Raw genomic sequence first — 23,889 nt, 5'->3', positions numbered from 1 at the left:
GTGATCAGAAAAATAGCGGTTGAGATGTGAGCTGAAGGAAGTTGTTTATATGAAAAAAGTTTTATTAGCAGTCATAATAGGGATGGCGTTTAGTGTGCAGGCGGGGTCAATCAGCTCCGGTGCGGTGAAAATTAATTTTCAGCCGGCCAATGTTGAAACGCCGGCGGGTTGGCTGGCCGATTCCGGCAAGCTGTATTCCGAAGCACGCGGGTACGGCTGGGACAAGAATCTTGGGACGCGCGAGCGGAAAAAGTCAAGTGACAAGCTTTTCGATACGTTGGCAGGTGTTATGCACGGTCAGACGGAAGCCATCTTTATGATGGATCAGCCAAACGGGGAGTATCTGCTCAGCGTTCAGCTTGGCGACTCGGGATATTCGAGCGATTTCTCGCTTTTTGTGCAGGAGGGAAAAACAGCGGTCGCTGCTGAAAAAACGCTACCCGGAAAGTTCCATGTCGTCAAAACGCTGGTTACGGTGAAGGACGGCAAGCTTAACGTTCGTTTTGTACGCAACGGAACGCCGGGCGTTTCGATCAACTGGCTGGCGCTGGAAAAGAAAGGTTCAGTTGATTCAGCACTTTGGACTAAACTTTCCGGGGAGCTTAAAGGCAAGCAGGCGGTTGCGTTTGCGGCCTTTGAAGAGTCGTTTGATGCCGACACTCTTTCTGATGGAACCTGGGCCCGCTTCGGGCGGGGTGAGTTTGCGGTTCGTGACGGGGTTCTGAGTGTGACCGATGGCTGGGTTGCCGGTGGCGATCCGGAGTGGAACAGCTATGCGATGGAATTCCGTGCGCGGGCTCCACAGAGTGCGCGACAGGTGCAGATCTGGGCGGGAGTGCGTCATCATAACCGTGACTACCGCTATGTGGTCGCGCTGCGCGGCGGCAACAATAATCAGGTTTATTTGGCGCGCTACGGCGCGGAGGGGCTCGATGAAATTCTAGGCGTTGAGCCGCTCGACTTCACGCCGGCACCGGGAACTTGGTACACGATGAAGGTCGTGGTTGCCGGAACGAAGATTGCAGTTTATCTGGGTGATGAAAAGGAGCCGCGTATTCTGGCGAATGACGCAGGGGCTCCGTTCAAGTCAGGCGGTATTTCGTTGGGTGGCAGTTATCTGCCGACAGAGTTTGACTGGGTGAAGGTTTCGCCGGTTGAACCCTCCGCACTCGACAGCGTGAGCGTTCGGAAAGCCGATGGACTGAGTGCCGAAGAAAAGGCGCATAAACGAGTGATGCAGCGCGCGGCATATCGTCCGTTTTATGTTCCGAACCTTTACAAGCAGCGCAATGAGTTTTCGCTCGCGGGTGACTGGCTCTTTATTCCGGAGCAGGAAGCCAACGGAAATGTTGCCGCGATCGACTACGACGACAGCAAAGCCCATGTGATCGATGTCCCCAACTTCTGGGTTCCCTTTGCCGCCTGGCTGGAAGGCGAGAACATAAACGGCACCACCATGAATAAGGGGCAGAACGACAAGTTGCATCGACTGGAGAAGAAACGTTGCGCGAACTATACCTTTGATGCCCTCAATACCCAGTCGGCGTGGTATCGCCATGCCATCGACTTCCCTGAGGATATCGGCACGAAAGAGGTGGTGCTCGATTTTCAGGCCATCGGGCTGATCAGCACCATCTACTTTAACGGTGAGAAAATTCAGGATCATATCGGGATGTTTTCCCCTCAGAAAATCAATGTGACCGACCGGGTAAAGCCGGGACGAAATGTGGTGGCGATTCAGGTCTGGAGGCAGTGGAAAGACGAGTTGTCTGATGAAGTCTCCGCCACGATTGACGACAACTATGCTGCTGCATGGAACATTATTGCCGAAGAGAAAAAAGGCAAGCTGCTGGATCTGGGCAAGAGTCAACGCGCAGAAAAACTGATGGATAAGCACATCCCTCGCGCATTTTTTCATGGAGCCCCGGCCGGCATCTGGCGCGATGTCACCCTGATGATTACCGACAAAGTAAAGGTGGAGGATTTTTATTTCAAACCGGCTCTCGACGGTGCTGAAATTGATGTGACTTACGCGAACTACAGCGCAAAGGCACAGGATTTGACTCTCAGTTATGAGATTAAAAACAAGGTGTCCGGCAAGCTGCTCTGCTGCGGGGTGGTTGAACAGCGGAACCTTGCGGCGGATGAGACACGCAACGTCACCTTCAATACGCCGACGGTCTCTCCCGAACTATGGGGGCCGGGAACGCCGAACCTTTACACGATCTCGTTCAAAGTGACGCAGAACCACGACCTGCTGGATCGGCTGACCGATCAAGTCGGGTTCCGAACCATCGAGGTGAGCGGCGACCAGTTGCTGCTCAATGGAAAACCGTTCTGGGTGCGCGGTGCCAACCATATGCCGGGGCACATGCGGCCCTACGACGAAAAGCTCGCGAAAAAATTTATGCAGTTGGCGTTGGAGCACAACGTGATTGCCACGCGGACGCATGCCTGCCCGTATTCGGATCAGTGGATGGATGCGGCGGATGAAATCGGCGTGATGGTTTCGTTTGAGGGTCCGTATCCGTGGCTGATGCTCAGGGATACACCGAGCGATGAGGCCATCGAGATCTGGAAACGTGAGATGGGTGCGCTGGTGAAAGCCAACCGCAATCGCCCGTCTGTATTTCTCTGGACCATGAATAACGAAATGAAGTTTTACATGAAAGACGGAACGGATGAGGAGATCACCGAAAAAGGACGGATTTTAACGGAGGGGATCGATGTCGTTCGCAAACTCGACCCTACGCGCCCGGTGATTGCGGATTCGGCATATAACCGGAATCATGCCAAGTGGACCGGGCGCTATGAACGCATCATTCAAAAGCACAACCTGGATGATGGAGACATCGATGATCCGCATGGCTATTGGAACTGGTACAACGAAAGCTTCTTCATGTTTATGAAGGGGGAGTTCGGCAGAACATTCCATTGCCCCGGCCGCCCGATGATGGGGCAGGAACTCTCCACCGGTTATCCGCGTGCGGATGATGCGCTGCCGACCCGCTTCTACCTCTTTCAGCACCTGACCCCGCAGACGACGGTCGGCAAAGATGCCTACGAAGAGAGTAATCCGGAAATCTTTATTCGGCGCCACTCCATGCTGACCAAGGAGCTGGTTGAAATGATGCGGCGCGTCGAACATTTTCAAACCTGCGGGTTATCGGTCTTTGCGTTTCACACCTGGTTCTATAACAATCATGAAGCGAACAAGGTGGCGCCGATGCAGACCGCAGACCGGCTGCGGTTGGCTTACGAACCGGTTCTTGCCAGCGCGGAGCTATGGGGACGCCATTTCTATGCCGGGGACACCCTCGCCACGGCGGTTACGCTCGTCAACGATTCCGAAGGTTTTGCATCACTTGAGAATGCAAAGGTTATTGCGCAGGTGGTCGGGGATGACGGGCGTGTGCTGGCATCCAAAGAAATCAACTATGGTTCGGTGGACTATTATGACGCCGTAAAGAAACCGCTCGAAATCCGGGTTCCGGAAAAGCTCGGGGAAGCCCGCGTCGATGGCAAGCTGGTTCTGCGCGTGTTTGATGGCAAAAAGCAGCTTTCAAAGAACGAGTACGAAGTGATTCTTGCCGAGCGCGATTGGTCGTTTGTTAAAGCGAACCGAACCGTTAAGCGTGTGGTCCTGGGGTCGGATGCAAAAGCGCAGGCGCTCCTGAAACGATACGGGGATGAATTCCAGACCGTGAAGTCCGTGGCGGGCATTGGGAAATCTAAAGCCGTATTGGTGGTTTGCGACGCTGCGTCGGTGCCGGACTACAAGCAGATTAAAACTTTTGTGGAGCAGGGCGGCAATGCACTGCTGCTCAATAACGGGCAGGCGGTTGCCGACCTCTTCCCGGAACAGGTGAAAACCTACACGCCGTATCGTCACGAAATCGTGACGATGAACCGCAAGTCGCACCCGGTGTTTGACGGATTGGAACCGCTTGATGTCGCCTGGTTCTCGGATGAAACCGAGGTGCCGTATGCCGCGACCGGACGATTCGGACTGGATCGCCTGAATAATAATGTTACCGCCGTGGCGGAAACGCTTCAATGGCACGGCTACATCAAAGGAGAGGGACGGAACGAGAAATACCGAAAAATCGGCGGTTCTCCAATGTTTGAACTGAACCTCGGTAAAGGGACGGTCTTCGTCAGCGAGCTTCGCACCGACGCGATTGAGTTTGACCCGATTGACGGCCGGGTGATCGCCAACATCCTCAACTACGACTTCGGTTTCAATAGATAAACAGCCGCTAGGCAGGAGAAGGTTTGGATCACGAATCGCGCTAATCACACGAATAGAGACTGGGTGAAATGGAGTTGAAAAAGATTCGTTAATATTAGTGAGATTCGTGATCAAAAAAATGCAGTTGGATAGGTTTACTGAGCAGGAGAATGTTTGGATCGCTAATCGCGCGAATAGGGATAGGGATAGGGTGGGGTAGTGATTAGAGAAGGAGCTAAATTATATGAAAAAGGTTTTATTTGCAGTTGTCATCGGGATGACACTTAGTGCGCAGGCGGGGGCTGCCAGTTCCGATGCGGCTGTGAGCAATTCACGACCCGCCCCCCCCCCCCCCCCCGAATATTGTCGTGATCATGTCGGATGATCATGGATACCAGGACTTGGGCTGCTATGGCAGCCCGGATATTATTTCTCCGAACCTGGATAAGCTGGCCCGGCAGGGGGTGCGTTTTACTGATTTCTATGTAACACATCCGGTCTGCACCGCGTCGCGCGCTGCCTTTTTGACCGGTCGTTACCCGGATCGTTTCGGTTTGAAAGGGTTGGCTCCCAGAGGACACGATACGGTGCCGCATGATGAAAAACTACTGCCTGAGTTCCTGAAAACACGAGGGTATAAAACGGCAGCCATCGGCAAATGGCATCTTGGTTACACCTCGGGCGGAACTCCCGAGGAGCGTGGTTTTGATGAATTCTATGGGCTTCTCGAAGGCGTTGCGACGTACCGTACCCATCTCTATCATGGAAAAGAGCCGGCCTTGTTTGATGGCAAGGAGGTGGTTCACCGGGAGGGAGAATATTTAACGGAGATTTTTACCGATAAAGCCGTTGAGTTTATTTCTGCCAACATGAAGAAGCCCTTCTTCCTCTACCTTGCGTACAATGCACCGCACTATCCGATGCATGTGCCCCCTCAGAAATATCTCGATCCCTATGGGTTTGAGCCCGATCAGGTGAATAACAACCGCTTGAAATACATGACCATGGTGACCGCCATGGACCACGGGATCGGGGAGGTCCTCGATGCGCTGGAGAGGAACGGTGTGAGTGACAATACGCTGGTGATCTTCTTTTCGGACAACGGTGGACAGAACGACGTGGGCGGACGAAATACCCCCTATCGCGGCGAGAAACACACCGACTGGGAAGGTGGTATCCGCGTCCCGGCAATCGTCCGCTGGCCGGGAAAGATTACCGGACCCAAGGTTTGCCGGGAGCCCGTGATGTCGATGGACTTCTTCGAGTTGATCTGCAAAGCGGCACACGTCAAATTGCCGAAAAACATCACGTTCGATACTCATGACTCATCTGGGCTATTTCTCGATGGAAGAAAAGGGGAGCCGCGCCGCGACTTCTTTTTCAGGTACGGCTCGAAGCGGTTCAGAGGCAATGCAATGCGCCGGGACGACTTTAAACTTGTCTCCGACTCAACGTCCGATACCCAAAACGCCCTATATAACCTGTCGCAGAATCCATCTGAGAGTTCCGATGTATCAAAACAGCACCCCGAATTGACGGTCGAGATGATCCGCGCTATGGAAGCCTGGTCCAAGACCATCGAATCTGAATATTGGGCCAAGAGGAGGGCTAAACGTAAATAGAGCCGCCACAAGGATCGTCCTGATTGGAGCAATTTTATTATTATATTAGCAGGCCCATTGTTGACCGGGTGCTGGCCAACATCCTGAACTACGACTTCGGTTTCAATAGGTAAACAGCAACTGGCAGGATCAGGTTTGGATCACGAATTTCACGAATTGCACGAATGGATATGGAAAAAGAGATTCAAAAAAAGATTTGTGAATATTAGTGAGATTGCCGTTCCCGTTGGTCGTTGAGTTTGGCAACGTTCGGGTTTAATGGTTGCTGACACTTCGTGCCAGCCTCTGCCTTCGGCGGTCGTGATCAAAAAGCAGTCCCGGATTAGGTGTTGATAAGGAGAGGGTTACATATGAAAAAGGTTTTGTTCGCTGTCATGATCGGGATGGCACTTAGTGCGCAGGCGGGGTCAATAAGCTCCGATGTGGTGAAGATTAATTTTCAGCCGGCAACGTTTAAAACGCCGGCGGGCTGGCTGGCCGATTCAGGGCAGCCGTATTCAGCTGCGCGTGGATACGGCTGGGATTGCACACTGATGAACCGCGAGCGAAATAAATCAGATGACAAGCTCTTCGACACAATTGTGGGTGTCGCCCACAAGCAGATGGAAGCCACCTTCACGGCGGATCAGCCGAACGGTGAATATCAGCTCAGCATTCAGCTGGGCGATCCACTGTGTTCAAGCAGTTTTGTTTTGTATCTGCAGGCTGGGGATGAGCCGGTTGAGGTTGGAAAAACATTGCCGGGAGAATGTGCCATTTTCCAAAGTCCCGTAACGGTGGTGGATGGAAAGCTCACGATCCGCTTTGTGCGCAATGGATCGCCGGGTATTTCGATCAACTGGCTGGCATTGGGAAAGAACGCGCTCACGAGGCCTTCCTCGCATCCAGCTCCCGGAAGCACACTGCCCGAACCACCGAAGCAGACGGTGACTCTGCCGGATGTTTTTTCCGACAACATGATCCTGCAACGCGACGTGCCCGTTCCGGTCTGGGGCGAGGCGGAGAGTGGAACCCAGATGACGGTCAGCTTTGGCGGTTATGATCTCGACTGTACCGCACGCGACGGAAAATGGCGCGTCGTCTTCCCTCCAATGCCCGCCTCGTCAAAACCTCGGAAACTTCAAATTTCAAGTTTCGAGTTTCAAGTTTCATTCACCAACATCCTTATTGGTGACATCTGGCTCGCCTCGGGTCAGTCGAACATGGAGTATTATCTGTGCAAGGCGAAGGGCGGAAAGGAGGCGATCGCCAACTCGAAAAACCCGATGTTACGTCTCTTCAAAGTCCGGCGCGAAATTCCGCGCTCTCCACAAATCGCTCTTTCGACGGGGCACTGGGAAGAAGCGGGGCCGGATTCTGTCGTCACAAAATTCGCGACTGCGGTGGGATATTCCTTCGTGCGCGAATTGCAGGAAGCACTCGATATTCCGATCGGACTGATCAACTGCAGCTACGGCGGCACCGTTACCGAAACGTGGTGTAGTCCTGACGTGCTGGAGCAGGGCTGGCCGGAATGGGAAGCTCAAGAAGAAAAGAACCGTCAAAACCCGAAGTCAATGAAGGTCAATGCCTCCTCGCATTTGTATGAACGCATGCTCAAGACCGTTATTCCATTCCCGGTGAAGGGATTCATCTGGTATCAGGGCTCGGCTAATATCGGGCGTTTTGAGGAGCAGAAAAGCTTGCTGCCCGCTATGGTTGACGACTGGCGAAAGAGCTGGGGCAATGACGAACTGCCGTTTTTCTTCGTTCAGCTCCCGCGCTTCGAGCAGCAAAACTGGCACGTCTTCCGTAACGCCCAGCTCAATATTTTGAAAAACAACCCCAACACCTTTATGGCGGTCACCATCGATCTTTCCAGAGAGTATGACGACGGCAACCATCCGATCCACCCGAACGACAAGGCGCCGGTTGGCCACCGCCTCGCGCTGGCCGCCCGCGCCAACGTTTATGGCGAAACCGATCTGGTTTATACCGGCCCCGTCATCCAGTCCATGCAGGTGAAAAAGGGCGCGGCGGTTTTGTCGTTCGACCACACCGGCTCCGGGCTGATTGCATCGGATAATCAGGCCCTGCGCGGATTCTACATTAGTGCTGACGGCGAAACCTTCGTGGAGGCCGACGCGCAAATCAAAGGCGTTACCGTGGTGGTTCATTCTTCTACTGTTCGGAACCCCATCGCCGTGCGTTACGGCGCGGATCTAGACATGGGAAAGGAAACGCTGGATGTAAACCTGGCCAACAAAGAGCAGCTTCCGGCCTCCCCGTTCACGGTGCATTTGAGTCAGTAATAAACTCGGGTGAAATGGTTTGAGCATGGGTAGTCTGGGGCAAAGAAAAATTAAATAAAGGAAAGAGAATGACGATTGGACAATGGGATATTTTACTGAATGTAATTGAGGGGAAGCCGCAGGAGACGCTGCCGTCGGGGTTCATTATCGACAGCCCGTGGTTGCCGGGTTGGTGCGGGATCAGCACGCTGGATTACTACACGAGCGATCAGCTGTGGTTTGAGGCCAACAAAAAAGCCATCGAGACCTTTCCCAAAGTGATGTTCCTTCCCGGATTCTGGTCCGAGTACGGCATGTGTACGGAGCCGAGTGCCTTCGGCGCTAAATGCCGCTGGGAGGAGGCCAATCTTCCGCATGCGGAAATCATTTCCGAAGATATTGATGTGCTCTGCAAATTAGCGAAACCGGATGTGCGCACGGACGGACTGCTGCCGTTTATGATCAACCGCCTTAAGAACATGCAGCCGCAAATCAACGGCATGGGGCATGAGATTAAATTTGCTGTGGCCCGCGGTCCGATCAATATTGCATCGTTTCTAATGGGCACGACGGAGCTGATGATGGCGATGATGGAGGATGAAGATAAGGTTCATCAGTTTGTTGGCATGATCAGCGACTTTCTTGTCGACTGGATCGGAACCCAGATGGAGCAGTTCCCATCCATCGAAGGAATTCTGCTGCTGGACGACATCATCGGATTTGTCGGCGACGACCAGTGCCGGGAATTCGTTGTTCCGTATTTTAAAAAGATCTATGGCGCATTCGATGCCAAGGTGAACTTCCTGCATAACGATGCAGCCGGGCTGGTAAGCGCGTCCTACCTGCCGGAGATGGGCGTCAACCTGTTCAACTACAGTTTCGAGCATTCCATCGCCGAGATGAAAGAACTGACGAAAAACCAGGTGGCCCTGCTGGGCAACATTCCGCCTCTGGATGTGCTGGCGGCTGGAGAGCCGGAGGACGTGCGGGAAGCCGTTCGCCGGTCGGTTGACGGGGTGGAAGACCGCTCGCGCATCGTCATGTCATGCGGGGGAGGCATGCCGCAGGACGTTGCAACTGAAAACCTGCATGCCTTCACGGACGAAGTGGCATTGCTCGGGTAGTTTTCCCCGCCGACTTTTGACTGGATTTACAGGGTTTCCTGCGCCTACCCCCAATCTTCGACCACGGATCGGCGAATTTAAGGTGGAACCTGCGGTTCCCTGTTCCGTGTTCCGGCGGCCAATAAGGCCGCCCCTTTATGATGCCGTCGCTTTGCGGAGCCCGTCCCCGAAGGGGCGGCCCGGAGGGCCGAGGGCGGAGCGAAGCGACGGCATCACTTGCGATCATGTGCTGAGTGCTCCTTCCTTGAATACCTCAACGGGCGTTCGCTTGTCCAGAGCACTGTGCTTTCTCTCGTTATTGTAATACTCAAAATAGCTGCTTAGCCCTTGGTGTAATGAATGTCCGTCGCTATAGGATTGAGGATAAATCTTTTCATATTTCACGGACCACCAGAGTCGTTCGATGAAAACGTTATCCAGCGCCCGTCCGCGCCCATCCATACTGATGGTGATCTCTTTGTCGAGTAATACGCCCGTGAAGCCGCTCGATGTAAATTGTGCCCCCTGATCCGTGTTGAATATCTCAGGCGTTCCTTGCCGCAGAGCGCATTCAAGAGCATCGATACAGAACAGGCTATCCATTGTGCTTGAAAGCTCCCAGGAGAGCACATAGCGGCTGCGCCAGTCGATCACGGCAGCCAAATACATATATCCGTTACGCATTGGGATATAGGTGATGTCCGTACTCCACACCTGATTCACTCGCTCAATCTCCACGTTACGTAATAAATACGGGTATATCTTATGCCCTGACGCGGGTTTGCTCGTGTGCGGCCCGGGGGTAATAGCTTGAAGCCCCATCGTCCGCATCAAACGGGCCACCCGCTTGTAGCTGACCTCATTTTCCTTTTCTCGAAGCCAGTCCGTCATGCGTGGATAACCATATTCAGGATGCAACAGGTATCGCTCATCAATGAGTCGCATTAATCGGAGATTCTCCGCTGTTTCCGGTGCGGGTTGATAGTAGAGGCCCGACCTCGGGACGCCTGCCAGCCGACACTGTCGTCGAACCGAATAATCGGGGCTGGGGGCCACCCAGCTCCGACGTGTTGAAAGCGGCAGGCTCAGAGCTTTTTTTCGAGCCACTTCACATCCATCTTCAGTCGACCGATTTCCTCGTAAAGTGGAGCCGTCAGCTCCTCTTCAGTTTTTGCCTGCTTCTTTTTTCCCGATGCAAAAAGATCTGGAGCATTTGAAAGCAACTGTTTCTTCCAGTCCGAAATCTGGTTCGGATGAACCTGATATTCCGAAGCCAGCTCGTTGAGAGTCTTGATGCCCTTGATCGCTTCAACAGCCACTTTGGCCTTGAACTTGTCCGTGAATGTCCTACGTTTTCTTCCCATATCCATGCGTCCTTTTTTATCATTTTAAGGACGCAGATTCCACTTAAGCCGGTGGTCCTGAAATCGGGGCTAAGCGCATCCAGCGTCTGTAAATTCAGGCGATTGAAAAGGGGGCGTAAATAAACTATATGATTGTTTGACAGTTTTTATGAGGTGGGATATATATATATGCACAGTTAGTCATAGAAGTGTGTTTGAACGGCGCAAGCCATAACCAAGGAGCATGAGATGAGAGCAAAGAGTTGGATGATAGTGTTGATGGCCGCAGGGGCCCTGACGGTGCAGGCGGGGCTGCCGTCGGCGTCTCCGACGCACCGTTTTCTGTTTAACGGCGTTGTAAGCGACGCCATCGGGGATGCGGGTGCAACCGCGACTGCGGACACGGCCAACCTGGAAGCGCCGCAGTACACGAGCGATATTCCGCTCAATACCGTGGCTGGCGCTCCGACCCAATCCATGGAAGTTGGCATGAACAATGGAACCAAGAAGTCGGGTTTTATCCTTGATTCAAGTGCCTTCGCAAGCGCGGGTTCCATGAGCTTCTGGTTCAATTCGGATACGCTAGGAGGAGGGGATCGTCTCATGCAGGACGGTTTCAGAATTTTGCATGAGAACGACTCCAGCATATCTTTCTTCAGTGGTGGAGATCCAGTTCCGGGTGCACGTGGGGTTGCGGTTTCTGCGGGCACGTGGAACCATGCGGTTCTTACATGGGATAATGCCGCTACCACGGTGAAGGCCTACCTCAACGGTTCGCTGCTCGGCACGAGTACCAGCGCGAGTGCTGTCGGTACTTCTGATGTGCGTGTGGGAGGTTACAACCTGAATGACAACACCTCTAATCTCGCCAACCAATACGACGGAAAACTGTACGACTTGCAGTTGTACGACAGCGTGCTTTCTGCGGACGACATCACCGGGCTGCGTGCCAATCCGGGTGCTCCGGCTCTCCCGGCATCTACGACGGTTCTGGCGCACCGCTACGAGTTCGACAACGACGTGACCGACTCGGGTGGGACGGTTGACGGGGTTGCGACGACAAGCGGAACCTATCTGGAAGCGCCGCAGTTTATCAACGATATTCCTGCCGGCACAGTGGCCGGTGCGCCGACGCAGTCGATTGAATTCGGCATGAATAATGGAAGCAAGAAGTCGGGCTTTTCACTTGCTGCAGGTGCATTCGGTAGCGCGGGTTCCATGAGCTTCTGGTTCAATTCGGATACGATAGGAGGCGGTGATTATCTCGCTACGGGTGATTTCAACATTTTGCATGAGAACGACTCCAGCATATCTTTCGTCTGTGGTGCTTCAATCCCAGGTGCACGTGGGGTTGCGGTTTCTGCGGGCACGTGGAACCATGCGGTTCTTACATGGGATAATGCCGCTACCACGGTGAAGGCCTACCTCAACGGTTCGCTGCTCGGCACGAGTACCAACGCGAGTGCTGTCGGCACTCATGCTATGAGAGTGGGAACTTACAATTTGACTGACACTACCGCTAATCTCGCCAACCAGTATGACGGAAGGCTGTACGACATGCAGATCTACGACGGGGTGCTGTACCAGTCCGACGTGGCCAAGCTTTACCTCAATCCCGGCCGTGTGTATTTCGCCGAAGCGCCCGCATACCCGGAAATGGAGGAGATGTTTGGTCCCGAGCTGATTGTTAACGGCGATTTCGCATCGCTGTCCGGCTTTGTGAACAACCCCGTCGGTCGCGACAGCGACCTCTGGTATGTAACCGGATCGTACGGTGACCTCTGGATCTGGAGCGAAGGCAATGCGACGCTGGACGACTGGTCGTTCTACTACGCGGATCCGGATAACATCACCCCGTTGGTCGGAACGCCGAACGTCGAGGACCTGGACACGGCTACATATCCGCTTGATAACACGACCTTGCTCGACACTTGGCTCACAGGCTCTGAGGTCATCCTGACCTCTGTCCAGAACTATCGCAATGGCTTGAAGTCGGAAGACATTCTCAATGGCGCAAGCATTGATTCCGGCGCGACCTATCAGTTTGAAGTCCGTGGCTGGACCGATGTGGATAACACCAATGCAACCTTTACCACGGCCTTGACCACCGGGGCGGACGCGACCAATACCGCGAACGCCGTTTCCGGATCGTTGATGGAGGTTCCGATTGCCGACCTGAATGCTGGCGCTCCGCTGACGGCTCAGCTCAGCGGTGCCGATCTCGTCGCCGGGCAGATCAACGTGATGTTCCACCTCGAGAACGCCACCGAGATCCCGGGTGTGGCCGAGGGGAACAATACGCTCATTCGTGAGAATTACCGTAACAATGACGTGAACAGCAAGGTGTGGGTCCAGTCGGTTTCACTGGCCCAACTGCTGGTAGCTGAAGACGGTGACTATAACCGCGACGGTGTGGTGGATCAGCTCGACGTGGATCTGGCCAACAGCTATCTCGACGGCTCTATCGATAACGGACCTACCGCGGCCCAGCGTCAGGAAGAGAAGAGCCTGGAAGAACTCAACCTGACGGAATTCGACCTGAACAACGACGGCGTGTTCGATGAGGCCGATATTGCTGTGCTGCAAAGCCTGGCTCGTCCGGTCATCGTGAGTGCCGTAATGAATGGTTCCGGCCACTTCGAGGTTGAAGTCGGCAGTCTGGCCAACGGTGGGCAGTATTATCTGATGCGCACCACCAGTCTGGATCTGCCGTTCAATGAGCAGGTGGACAGTGTTTCCGACGCATCGGATACTGAAACCTTCACCGACACCAACCCGCCGGCTGGCGCGGCGTTCTACAAGGTAACCGACTAACGGCTAGTAAACCGTCGGGGGCAGCAATGCCCCCGCTCCGTTGTTGGGAGAGGGGGCTTTCCGGCCCCCTGTTTTTTTAATACGAAGTAGTCTATGTTGAATGGTTCGTGATCAGAAAAGAATGCAGAGGAAAATGAAGATGAGTTCAAGGTGGTTTGTGAAGGGGATGTTGTTGGGTGCAGTCGCCTTTCCCATGATTGGAAGCGCGGCCGCCTCTGTGGATGGAACGTCACGTTCCCCGAATGTGGATGGAACGAAAGGGGCCCGTCCGGCTCGGACCCCGAATGTGGTAATGATCTATGTCGACGATATGGATTTTGATGAACTCAAGCCCTATGACTACCGCAAGCATCCCTGCTATACGGCCGCTTGGGAGACCGGGGCCTATCAGCCGCCGCAGGATGATCGCTATTTCGAGGCGCTGCATTGGCACCCGCCGGGCGAGCGGCCCTATTTTGAAAATCCCCGCCAGTATACCCCTAACCTAGAGCGTCTCGCCCGCGCTGGCATGCGGTTTGACCGCTTTTATGTGACCTCCACTATTTGCACCCCCAGCCGCTACAGCCTGCTGACCGGCAACTATGCCTCGCGATGTCCTGCGCTGGAGCCTGCCAAAGAGGGGGCTGTAAAAAACATCCGCTGGAATACGCCGCTGGCACCGAACGAGGATAGCCTGGTTAAAAAACTGAATCGCAGCGGCTACACCACGGCGCTGTTCGGAAAGTGGCACAATCATTTTTATGAGCCGGGCGCCGCGAAGCCTTACACATGGGAAACGGTCTATGAGGGCGTGGAGCGCGACGACGACGCCCGCGATCCGAAAGTCCAATCCTTGATTGACGAGGGATATGCCCGGGCGATAGCCCATCTCAAAGGCAACATTGGTTTCGATGTGGTTGATCGCTTCTATGCCGGGAATATTTACCAGTTGGGGCTGCCGAAGGATTTGATGAAAAATAACCTCGAATGGATTACCGAAGGGGTGGTGGAATTCCTCGACCAGAAGCATGAACAGCCGTTTTTTCTCTATTGGGCCATCAACCTGCCTCACCGCCAGAATTCGGTGCTGGAAAACAATTCCGATCCGCTGGCCACGCCGGCCGGGTTCCTGGAGAAGGCGCCGGAGCCCACGGTGTCGCGCGCCCAGTTAAAAGCGATCATGAAGGAACGCGACGTGGATCCGCAGCAGTTTACCTCTGCCTGGATTGATGCCCAGCTCGGGGCGGTGCTCGATCAGCTCAAGCAAAGCGGACTCGATGAAAATACGCTGCTGTTGGTCGTCAGCGATCATCAGTCGCGCGGCAAATTTACCTGCTATGAAGGTGCGCGCGTGCCCGCCTTTGCCTATTGGCCCGGCCGCATTCCCGCCGGAAGCATTAACACGGATCTGCTGGCCAACATTGATATTGCGCCGACCGTCCTTGCTTTGGCGGGCGCGGAGCTGGAGGCCGAAGGCATGGATGGCGAAAACATTCTGGCATCTCTCGAAGGGAAGCCAAATTCCGCTGTGCGCGATTCGCTCCTGCTGGAGACCGGCTACACCCGCGCGGTGGTTTCCAAAGATTGGAAATATATCCACAATCTGCCGCCGCAGCATGTATTGACGGCCCTGGAAAAGGACAGCAAAAACACGCCGCGCACCACCGGCTGGGACGGAGCGCCCGGCAGCACGAAGTGGGGCGTCCGCTATGGCGTCGACGCCGAGTTCGCGGCCTACTTTGACACCCGCCAGCTCTATTCCATGGAATCCGACTGGCTCGAACAGACCAACCTCGTCGGAAACGCCGCATTTGAAAAAACCGAAAAACAGCTCGCCGCCGAGCTTCAACGCCTGATGGCAGGCATCGGTGATGCAATGCCGGCCCATCCGGGGAGGGCACCGAGCCCTGCGGATCGTCTGAAAGGAAAACCCACGAACGCGGGAACGTATCTGGAGGCCCCGGACGTGTCGAACGATGTTCCGGGCGGGACGGGGAAATCCATGCGGTTTGGCATGAATAAGGGCAAAAAGAAGTCGGGCGTTCAGTATGGCGATATTCTCGATTCAGGTGCGGGAACGTGCAGTCTGTGGCTGAAGCCGAATACGATGGCCGGGCAGGACTATCTGCTCAAGACCTCCGGCTTTAAGCTGATGTGTGAGGGGCCGTCGTATCTGAAGGTCATTTATAAAAAGGGCGGCAACCCCTGGAATGAACTGGGCAAAACGCCGGTTGCGGCCGGTCAATGGATTCATGCGGCGGTTACGTGGAATGAGGCGAAACGCACGGTGTCCTATTATGTGAATGGTTCGTTGGTCGCATCGAAAAACGATGCCGACCTCGCGGGCCTCTCGAACGGTGGCATCAACGTCGGCAGTTTCAGCCTGGCCGACAACACCGATAAAATGGGCAATCAATACGATGGCCTGATTTATGATTTAAATTTTTATGACCGGGAGTTATTGGCTGAAGAGGTTTCAAGGTTGGCGCTCAATCCATGAGCAGAGATTGCAGATTTAACAACAGTGAAAGAGAATTTATGACCAAGCATTTGATTGAACGGGTGAAGACGAGCACGTGTGCGCTGTATGGCACGGCCGGGCTGGCGGATACGTTTCTGTCGTTCGGCATCACGACGCTGATTATGCCGATCTACAACATCGGCCTCGGCATCGATGCCGTGCTGCTGGGCTGGGCGTTGGCTATTCCCCGCGTAATCGACGCGATCACCGATCCGCTGATGGGCAACATTTCCGACAACACGCGCAGTCGGTTTGGTCGGCGGCGTCAGTATGTCTTCGCCGGTGCGGTCCTCTGCGCGATTCTTTTTCCCTTCATCTGGACGCCGCCGGATGCGTCGCAGAATGTGGTGCTGGCCTATTTTATCGGCATCATGTGCCTGCACTCCATTTTCTACACCATCTTCAATGTGCCCTATACCGCGCTCGGCTATGAGATTACGCCGAACTACGATGAGCGCACCCGCATCTATGCCTGGCGGTTCTATTTCGCCACCATGGCCGGCGCGACCACGCATTGGCTCTATAAGCTCTGCCTGATGGCGGGCGAGGACGAGGTGGCGGGCGTTCGCGTGGTCAGTTGGATCATTGCGGCGATTGTGCTCGGATTCGGCATCATTCCGGCCCTCTTCACCCGCGAACAAGAGGTGGTTCAGGATCAGGAGAAAGTCAACCTGTTCAAAGCGGTGGGCTCTACCCTTCGCAACCGTCCATTCATACTGCTGATGACGGCCTATACCATCATCGTCACGACTTATTTTTCCGCCGGGGCCCTCATTCTCTACATCAACATTTTCCACATCTTTGGCGGGGACAAGGATGCCGCCGGAACCATGACGGGGCTGTCAGGCAGCCTCGGTGTGGTGGCCGCCTTTGTCGGCATGCTGGTGATGAAAAAGGTGTCGGAGGCGACCGGCAAAAAAACGGCGATGATCATTTCGCTCGGCATCGCGATTCTGGGTGGACTGTCGGCCTGGTTTACGCTGACGCCGAACATGCCGTACCTGCAGATTCTTTCCAGTCTCATTATGGGCATGGGCAGCATGGGTTGCTGGTTGCTGGTCAGCTCCATTCTCGGCGATGTGTGCGATGATGATGAGCTGAACACCGGCCTGCGGCAGGAAGGCGTCTACAGCGCGGCCTCCGGCTTCGTTAACAAGATTGCCTTTGCCTTCACCGCCATCACCACCGGCTACATTCTGAAAATGTCCGGCTATGTGGAAGGAATGGATCCCGATCCGGAGGTCGGTCTTAAAATGAAAGTGATTTTCATCTCCGTGCAGAGCCTCGGCCTGCTGGTCGGCCTGCTCGTGATGGTCCTCTTTCCGATTGGCCGCACGCGCGCCGAAGAAACCCGCCGCATCCTCGATGAGCGGAAGAAAGCGGATACGGCTTCGCCGCAGTCTTAATGTCGGAAGGTCGAAAGTCAAAGGTCTGCTGATTCAGTAGCATCCAAGGAGAGGCCGCGACTTTTGACATGAATATGATAGGAACGATATGATCCGTAATAGGATTAAGTGTTCAGTTTGTGCCGCATGGATGATGGGTGTTGTGTCGGTTCAGGCTTCTGTGGATGGAGCGTCACGCTCCCCGAATGTGATTGTTTGTCTGGTGGATGATATGGGGGTTGCGCATATCAACGTCCAGTATGAGACCTATACGATCGAAGATTTGAATCAAGGCCTGGTCGAGCGGGACATTGAATCCGGAAGTTATACGTTGGATCAAAGCCTGGAAGCCGCGAAGAAATCGATGCCATTCCTGCATGGTCTGATTGAGGCGGGGGTGCGCTTTACCGATGCCCACGTCGCCAACTCGTTGTGCGCGCCGTCGCGGGCCGGGTTGCTGACCGGTCGCTATCCGCAGAAAATGGGCATTTACCATAACGGCGATATTGAAGCCAAAGGCCTGCCTGCCGATGCCACCGTTCTGCCCAAGCTGTTTCAGCAGGCGGGCTACACGACGGCCTGCATCGGAAAGTGGCACGTTGCCAAACATATCCCAGGCAACTGGGACGGCAGCATTCCCGATCCGGCACAGCAACCCACCGAGCTCGGGTTTGATACCTATTTCGGACTGAACCGTTCCGGCACCGTTTATTATAACTCCACGCAGCTTTTCCGCGGAACCGAACGGGCGGCCGCGAAGGGATTCATCACCGACCAGCTTACGGATGAGTCGGATCAGTTTATTAAGGGGGCCGGGGAAAAGCCGTTTATGCTCTACCTCGCCTACACGGCGCCGCATGGTCCGCTCGATCAACTCGCGCCGGCAACCTATGACGCGCCGTTCGCCCACTTGCCGAGGCGTTTGCGAATCTGGAACTCGTATATGTATGCGGTGGACTGCGGAATTAAAAAACTGTTTGAAACCGTCAAGGCGGAAGGGGAGCTGGATAATACGCTGTTCATTTTTCTCAGCGACAACGGCGCATGCGGTAATACGCCGCTTCCGGCAAACGGGTTGAATCGCGGCTACAAGGGCACGCACTACACCGGCGGCACCCGCACGGCGATGATGATGTGGGGTCCAGAATGGGTGAAGAAAAAATCGAAATGCTCCCATCTGGTGAGCGCCATGGATGTCTTTCCGACGGCGCTCGATATTGCCGGCATTGAAAGGCCCGAAGCATTGGACCTCGACGGAAAAAGTTTGGCGGGGCTGATCGGTGGCAAAAGCCAGGTGCCGGTCCACAACAGTCTGGTCTGGGCCAGCAAGAGTCCGCCGCACTGGTCGCACGTTCCCAATGGACTGGGCGGACGGGACATGAATAAAAAGACCCCGGCGGTCTGGACCGTACGATCCGGTAAATGGGTGTTGCGAACCTTTGCTCAGGACGGGCATTACGAATTGTTCGACTATCAAAAGGACATCGGGGAAACAAAGGATTTGTCTCGCTCCAACCCCGAGACGGTACAAAATCTGAAAAAGGTCTATGCGGATTGGTTCCGCTCCGTAAAGCCGCCGTTGGATTGGGATCGCAGGGCCTGGTCCGGGTTGATCCCCGAAGAGATGCGTACGGTTGCCGATAACGAGAAGGTTCGGCAATATAACGAACAAGCAAAAGAATTTGAAAAACAGTCCGCGGAGTGGTGGCAAAAACTTTGGGAAGAAAAATATGATCCCAATAGAAAAAGAAAATAAAATGGCGGTTGTATGACCGCAAAGACATGAAGGAACGTATGGCAGAATCATTGACAGCAGAACCGAAGACGAAGTCGAGCTGGGCGGGAAGAATGACAGCAACGAAGTGGCAATCATTTTTTCAACATCTGGAACTAATCGGTATAAAAAGTTCCAATCCCTGGACGTTTAGTCTTAATGATTCTGCTGTCAATGATTCTGCAAAAATCGCCCATGTTTAGTTGCGGTTGAACCAAGGGTTGTGAAAGGGATTCGTGATCAAAAAAAGGAACGGTGTGATGGGTAACAGAATTTGGTTGGCGGTTGGGGCCGCAGTTTTGATGAGCGGTTTGTCGGCCTGTGCGAATGGCATCGAGCCGCGGCTGGTGGTGCCGACGTTGAATGATGCGGATGGGATCGTCGCCGACGTGGTGGTGACCGATGCGCCGTATAGCGCGGATGCAACTGGGAAACGCGATTGCACCGCGTCGGTTCAAAAGGCGATCGACGATTTGTCTAAAACCGGTGGCGGTGTGGTTTATATACCGGCCGGCAAATACCGCTTTGACGGCTGCCTGAAAATTCCCGGCGGCATTGCCCTGCGCGGGGACTGGAAGAGTCCGCTCGCCGGCGGCTCTGGAAAGGGCACCATTCTGATGGTCTATTCCGGACGCGGAAACGTTGATGGTGAGCCCTTTATTCGTACCACCGGTGGATGCAGCGGCTTGCAGGGACTGAGCTTCTGGTATCCGGAGCAGACCGTGGATAATATCGTTCCGTATCCGCCGACGGTGGAGCGCAACTTTATCCCGCTGATGCTGAAAAACCTGACCTTCTATAATTCGTATTGGGGCCATCGGATCGACCAAAACGGCGGGGCGACGCTGTATGAAAACATTTACGGCACCTTCCTCAACGTCGGCATCGAAAATGACCTCAATTATGAATACGGATTTATCGACCGGATTTACATTTCGCCGTCGATCTGGGCGGATGCGCCGCGCGAGGTCATTACCAATGCCCCGAAAAACCGTGCCCCTCTGGTGAAACATTGCAAAGCAAACACCATTGGCCTGCGCTTGCTGAAAAACGACAACCTGCAACTCTACGATATCGAGGTGGCCGATGCGCACACCGGCATTCTGTTTGATAAATCCCCGAAGACCGGGAAGGGCGGCTATGGCTTTGAGATGAAGATTAAGGCGACTGAAAACCGGCGCTTTATTGATCCGTGGGTCGGCGACTCGCTTCAGGTCGACCGCTTCCCCGAAACTGCGGACTGTTTTTATGAATGGGCACCGATCCGCTGCGCGGCACGTAAAGATGTTTTGATCAACGTTCGCAAGGCACGGTGGGGCGCGAAAGCGGATGGAAAAACGGACGACACAGAATCGATTCAGAAGGCGCTCGACGAGGCTGGGAAAAAGGGCGGGGGCACGGTCTACCTGCCCGGCGGAACCTACGCGGTGAAATCGCACCTGCTGGTGCCGCCCGGGGTGGAGCTGCGCGGAGGATATGATTATCCGCACCACGGCTCTCCGGGCGATACGGCCGTTTCGGTTCTGCTGGCGACAGCCGGAGCCGACAGCAAGACGCTGGAAGCGGAGCCGCCCTTCATTACCCTGAAGGAAGGCGCCGGCGTGCGGGGGGTGATGGTGTTCTATCCCGAGCAGAGCGAGATGTATCCGGACAGCACCGTCAACCCGCCGAAAGCCTATCCCTGGACCATCCGGGGGGAGGGTCAAAACGTCTACGTGAAATATGTCACCATCAAGCGCGGCTGGAACGGGATTGATTTATGGAATCATGACTGTAGCGGGTTTGTGTTGCAGGGCATCTGGGCCTCGCCGCTCAATATCGGCGTGCGCATCGGCGGCGGAACCGACGGCGGTTGGATTCAGCAGATGATCCAGACCATGGGGGTCTGGCATTTTCCAGGCCGTTCGACGCCTCAGTTGAAGGAGGGAGATGCTCCATTTAATCCGGACGGCGACGATCAGGGGAATTGGTTCTGGAATACCCTGAGTGAGATTTTTCTCAGCAACTCAAAAGGCTATCTCTTTGGCGATGTCCGCAATATCCAGACTTTCGGCGCGATCAGTTTCCGGTTGAATCGCCATATGTTGTTCCAGTCCCGGAACGGAAGCGGCCCTCAGAATATGGATCTATACCTTTCCCATTCCGAAGACGTTGGTGATATCGGCTGCCGGTTCGAGGCGGGCGATCGGATCCGCTTTTTTGGCTATGGGACCGTCGCCCACAAAACCGGCAAGCTCATGGAAACGACCGACGACTTTTCCGGCACGGTGGATTATTGCGGCCTGATGTTCTGGGGCGCACCGCCCGGCGGGGTGCCCGTTGTTCGCGGCGGCACGGTGAATATTCATCCGCTCACACCGGAAGGCACCACCACCGCATCGGTTTCGCCGGGAAGCTCCAAAGGACTCATCAAGCAGATGAGCGCATTTAAGCAACACCCGTTTGACCGGGTGAAGCGCATGAACGGAAAGAAATGCTGGCTGATCGATCTATGCACCCATCTGGAGGATGTCTACACCATCGACCTGCTGGTGGATTACGACACTTTTCGTTTTGGCCGCACCACGGAGTTTGAGTTTGCCATCGAATACATGGATCGGGGCGAGGGGATCCTTGAGGTGTTTTACGATGCTCTGGGCAATCCGCGCGAAGCGCTGGAGCCCATTGAGCTGGCCAACACGGGAAAATGGAAAACCGTCCGTTTGCCGATCTCGAACGCGCGTTTTGCCCGCAGCTCGGAAACCTACCCGCGCAATACGGATATCCGCATTGAGATCAAAAGCACCGAGCAACCCGCCATCGCCGCCATGGTGATCCGGAAAAAATAGATGAACTGAAACTAAATGCAGAGTGGTTGGATCGCTTATCGCGCTAATCACGCGAATTTTGTCTCGGCGAGAGTTGTTTTGAATTTAGATACGTGATCAGAAAAAGAAACGATATGAAGAGAAATAGGATTTGGTTGGCGGTTTGTGCCGCATTGATGATGACGTTTATGGCTCATGCCGCCGTGACACCCCGACTGGTCTATCCGTCCCAGGCGGGCGGGGAGGTAATGGGAGGGAGGTTAAGCATTTTTTTACTCCCTTTGGCCGTACTGTTGCGCGAGTATTTCGTACTCAACGCTTAGGAATTTCGCTGTTTCAACCTCCGTTAGCATTTCAGCTCCTTTTTGAACGGAAAATTCCGACGGAGGCGTGCGGCAAATCCGTGGCTCTGCCCGCCATGGCTTATAGATGAACCAGCAGCCTCTGATTGCCCTCAGGCTCGAATCCATCTTTTTCCTGATCCCGCGCCGCGGCCCCAGGGCGGCTTGAAGGAAGGTATGAACCAGCTCTATGCATAATGTGAAGCAGTGTAGCTTTATCCCTGCCTTTTCAGGAAGAAGGCTGGGGCGTCTGATTCTGTTCCTGAGTGCCGCCGACAGATTGAACAGTACGATCGCAGCAAACAGAAGCTGTTCAATTCGCAGGAGCTTTCGTTTGCGGATTCTCTCAATCCCGATCCTTGTCTTCAGGTGACGGAAGGCGAGTTCGACGCAATAGCGCTGCAGGTATAGCTTCGTCACTTCCCGCCACCCGAAGACAACTTCGTCAATCAAGGTGGTAATCAATACTTGCGAACGGAGCTTGGAGGTGCCGCGCGTTCGGATCAGGCGCACCTTTATGCACGTCCCCAAAAGATGATGGTGGCCTGGATAGTTGGCCAAATGGATTTTGCTCAGCTTGATGCCGATGACAGCGGAGCGCTTTTTTGCCTTGAGGAACTTCTTTGCAAGTGCGCAGTTCTTGAGCGGCATCAGCAATTCATGGTTCTTATCCATGCTGATCGCGATGAATGCCATGCCGTTGTACCCTGCATCGGCCATGTACAGGGATCGGGTCGCATTCGAACCCATATGCCCAATGGCAATGGCTCGTTCCGGGGTGTTGCAGTGCTCGAACCTGAAATCCTCGAACGTACCGGTGGATAACTCATAGAAGCCGAGTGCTTGGGACTGGACATAATGACCCTGCCCCGCTCCGTATTTATCCCTTGTCGGCTGTGTATCGGCGAACGAAACCTTGGTTCCGTCAGGTATCAGGACCTTTAGGCCATGGAATGTGCGGCCGTTCGTTCCATATTCATTCCGATGGCTATTCACGAGCTGTTGCCGCACGATATCGGCAGGCAGTTTGGCGCAGGCCTCATCATACGATTCCCTTGCAGGAAGCATCCCGTCTCTCTCCCTGACAATGCCCAGTTCAAACAGTTTGGCGATCAGCCGGGCAACGCCGCACCCAAAGCCCTGCTGGGCATCGAGCACAAGGGAGAAAAGAACAACCTCCAGCGGGAAAACACGCGATCTGGAAAACGCCCTTTTTTTAGGGCCGTCATATCGAAGGTTTCTTTCGACACAAGCACTCCGAAGCTTGCAAGGAGACGGTTGGACTTGTCGGTGTTAATCATCGTGGCCTCCCTTCTTGATCAATTTCATGTTTATCGTGCTAAGTTCATTGTGCAGCAGCCTTATCCTTGCCCCCTGGGCCGCTGCCGCCTTGAATTGGTTTAGATGCGCCGCCGAGATGTAGGTAATCTTGTTTTTTCCCCTGATGCTATGGGAGAGGTAGTAGAACGGGCTCTCCTTGCCGCAGGTCTTTCGGGTCGTTTCAACAACCGACCCGTTCACCCAAAGCGGCGCTTCACCTATTTCCTTCAACAGCACATCGCGTCGTGTCCTCAATTTTTCGACTTCATCCATCCCCGCCGCGCTCCTTTTTTTGAATATGCGTATACGCATATCACACGGCGCAGAAAAAAACAACCTGCGTTCTGCGAAATCTTGACAGGATGGCGAGTTAAGGAGG

Annotated in this window: 12 protein-coding genes; 9 read left to right on the top strand and 3 right to left on the bottom strand. The window is 54.4% G+C overall.

What is annotated here, in order from left to right; genetic code table 11:
- The first annotated feature begins 49 nt into the window (after nucleotides 1–49).
- From SCARR_RS19960 to SCARR_RS19945, 4 genes are all read left to right on the top strand, one after another.
- Nucleotides 50–4,252 (top strand): glycoside hydrolase family 2 protein, encoded by a 4,203-nt coding sequence (locus SCARR_RS19960; RefSeq protein ID WP_136063410.1) that lies wholly within the window; start codon nucleotides 50–52, stop codon nucleotides 4,250–4,252.
- Nucleotides 4,253–4,599: 347 nt separating this feature from the next.
- Entirely contained in the window at nucleotides 4,600–5,853 is a 1,254-nt protein-coding gene (locus tag SCARR_RS19955) for a sulfatase-like hydrolase/transferase (RefSeq protein WP_281281199.1), read from the top strand.
- 350 nt (nucleotides 5,854–6,203) lie between these two features.
- Nucleotides 6,204–8,144 (top strand): sialate O-acetylesterase, encoded by a 1,941-nt coding sequence (locus SCARR_RS19950; RefSeq protein WP_136063408.1) that lies wholly within the window; start codon nucleotides 6,204–6,206, stop codon nucleotides 8,142–8,144.
- Nucleotides 8,145–8,212: 68 nt separating this feature from the next.
- On the top strand, nucleotides 8,213–9,247 hold the full coding sequence (locus tag SCARR_RS19945) for a uroporphyrinogen decarboxylase family protein (RefSeq protein WP_136063407.1): 1,035 nt from the start codon (nucleotides 8,213–8,215) through the stop codon (nucleotides 9,245–9,247).
- A gap of 222 nt (nucleotides 9,248–9,469) precedes the next feature.
- Here SCARR_RS19945 and SCARR_RS19940 read toward each other — a convergent pair.
- Nucleotides 9,470–10,590, bottom strand: a protein-coding gene (locus tag SCARR_RS19940; protein ID WP_407984754.1) for an IS3 family transposase whose coding sequence is annotated in 2 segments (ribosomal slippage) — nucleotides 9,470–10,324 and nucleotides 10,327–10,590 — 1,119 coding nt in all. Because the reading frame shifts where the segments join, the coding sequence is not laid out codon by codon here.
- Between the two features lie 228 nt (nucleotides 10,591–10,818).
- Here SCARR_RS19940 and SCARR_RS19935 point away from each other — a divergent pair.
- From SCARR_RS19935 to SCARR_RS19910, 5 genes are all read left to right on the top strand, one after another.
- Entirely contained in the window at nucleotides 10,819–13,383 is a 2,565-nt protein-coding gene (locus tag SCARR_RS19935; RefSeq protein WP_136063406.1) for a LamG-like jellyroll fold domain-containing protein, read from the top strand.
- 139 nt (nucleotides 13,384–13,522) lie between these two features.
- Complete coding sequence (locus tag SCARR_RS19930; protein WP_168433467.1) at nucleotides 13,523–15,862, top strand: sulfatase-like hydrolase/transferase; 2,340 nt, start codon at nucleotides 13,523–13,525, stop codon at nucleotides 15,860–15,862.
- Between the two features lie 38 nt (nucleotides 15,863–15,900).
- The gene (locus SCARR_RS19925) at nucleotides 15,901–17,289 is read left to right on the top strand and encodes an MFS transporter (RefSeq protein ID WP_168433466.1); all 1,389 of its coding nucleotides are present in this window, start codon (nucleotides 15,901–15,903) and stop codon (nucleotides 17,287–17,289) included.
- A gap of 88 nt (nucleotides 17,290–17,377) precedes the next feature.
- Nucleotides 17,378–19,024: a sulfatase family protein gene (locus SCARR_RS19920; RefSeq protein ID WP_136063403.1), complete on the top strand. Its 1,647-nt coding sequence runs from the start codon at nucleotides 17,378–17,380 to the stop codon at nucleotides 19,022–19,024.
- A 278-nt stretch (nucleotides 19,025–19,302) separates the two neighbouring features.
- The gene (locus SCARR_RS19910) at nucleotides 19,303–21,870 is read left to right on the top strand and encodes a glycosyl hydrolase family 28-related protein (protein ID WP_136063401.1); all 2,568 of its coding nucleotides are present in this window, start codon (nucleotides 19,303–19,305) and stop codon (nucleotides 21,868–21,870) included.
- A 251-nt stretch (nucleotides 21,871–22,121) separates the two neighbouring features.
- On the opposite strand, the gene SCARR_RS19905 is transcribed toward SCARR_RS19910, so the two are convergent.
- Together SCARR_RS19905 and SCARR_RS19895 are read right to left on the bottom strand one after the other, a co-directional pair.
- Nucleotides 22,122–23,348, bottom strand: coding sequence for a transposase (locus SCARR_RS19905; protein ID WP_222846138.1), 1,227 nt, complete (start codon nucleotides 23,346–23,348; stop codon nucleotides 22,122–22,124).
- A gap of 135 nt (nucleotides 23,349–23,483) precedes the next feature.
- On the bottom strand, nucleotides 23,484–23,783 hold the full coding sequence (locus SCARR_RS19895) for a DUF6788 family protein (RefSeq protein WP_136059843.1): 300 nt from the start codon (nucleotides 23,781–23,783) through the stop codon (nucleotides 23,484–23,486).
- Nucleotides 23,784–23,889 lie beyond the last annotated feature (106 nt).

It is taken from the genome of Pontiella sulfatireligans, from assembly GCF_900890705.1.
GTDB classification, from domain to species: Bacteria; Verrucomicrobiota; Kiritimatiellia; order Kiritimatiellales; family Pontiellaceae; genus Pontiella; species Pontiella sulfatireligans.
This window is presented reverse-complemented; position numbering and strand designations above follow the sequence as displayed.

What these genes read in the sequence shown, in the direction of transcription:
- SCARR_RS19960 (WP_136063410.1), top strand. Translation starts at nt 50, where the DNA reads ATGAAAAAAGTTTTATTAGCAGTCATAATAGGGATGGCGTTTAGTGTG.
- SCARR_RS19930 (WP_168433467.1), top strand. Translation starts at nt 13,523, where the DNA reads ATGAGTTCAAGGTGGTTTGTGAAGGGGATGTTGTTGGGTGCAGTCGCC.
- SCARR_RS19910 (WP_136063401.1), top strand. Translation starts at nt 19,303, where the DNA reads ATGGGTAACAGAATTTGGTTGGCGGTTGGGGCCGCAGTTTTGATGAGC.
- SCARR_RS19925 (WP_168433466.1), top strand. Translation starts at nt 15,901, where the DNA reads ATGACCAAGCATTTGATTGAACGGGTGAAGACGAGCACGTGTGCGCTG.
- SCARR_RS19920 (WP_136063403.1), top strand. Translation starts at nt 17,378, where the DNA reads ATGATCCGTAATAGGATTAAGTGTTCAGTTTGTGCCGCATGGATGATG.
- SCARR_RS19945 (WP_136063407.1), top strand. Translation starts at nt 8,213, where the DNA reads ATGACGATTGGACAATGGGATATTTTACTGAATGTAATTGAGGGGAAG.
- SCARR_RS19950 (WP_136063408.1), top strand. Translation starts at nt 6,204, where the DNA reads ATGAAAAAGGTTTTGTTCGCTGTCATGATCGGGATGGCACTTAGTGCG.
- SCARR_RS19895 (WP_136059843.1), bottom strand. Translation starts at nt 23,783, where the DNA reads ATGGATGAAGTCGAAAAATTGAGGACACGACGCGATGTGCTGTTGAAG.
- SCARR_RS19935 (WP_136063406.1), top strand. Translation starts at nt 10,819, where the DNA reads ATGAGAGCAAAGAGTTGGATGATAGTGTTGATGGCCGCAGGGGCCCTG.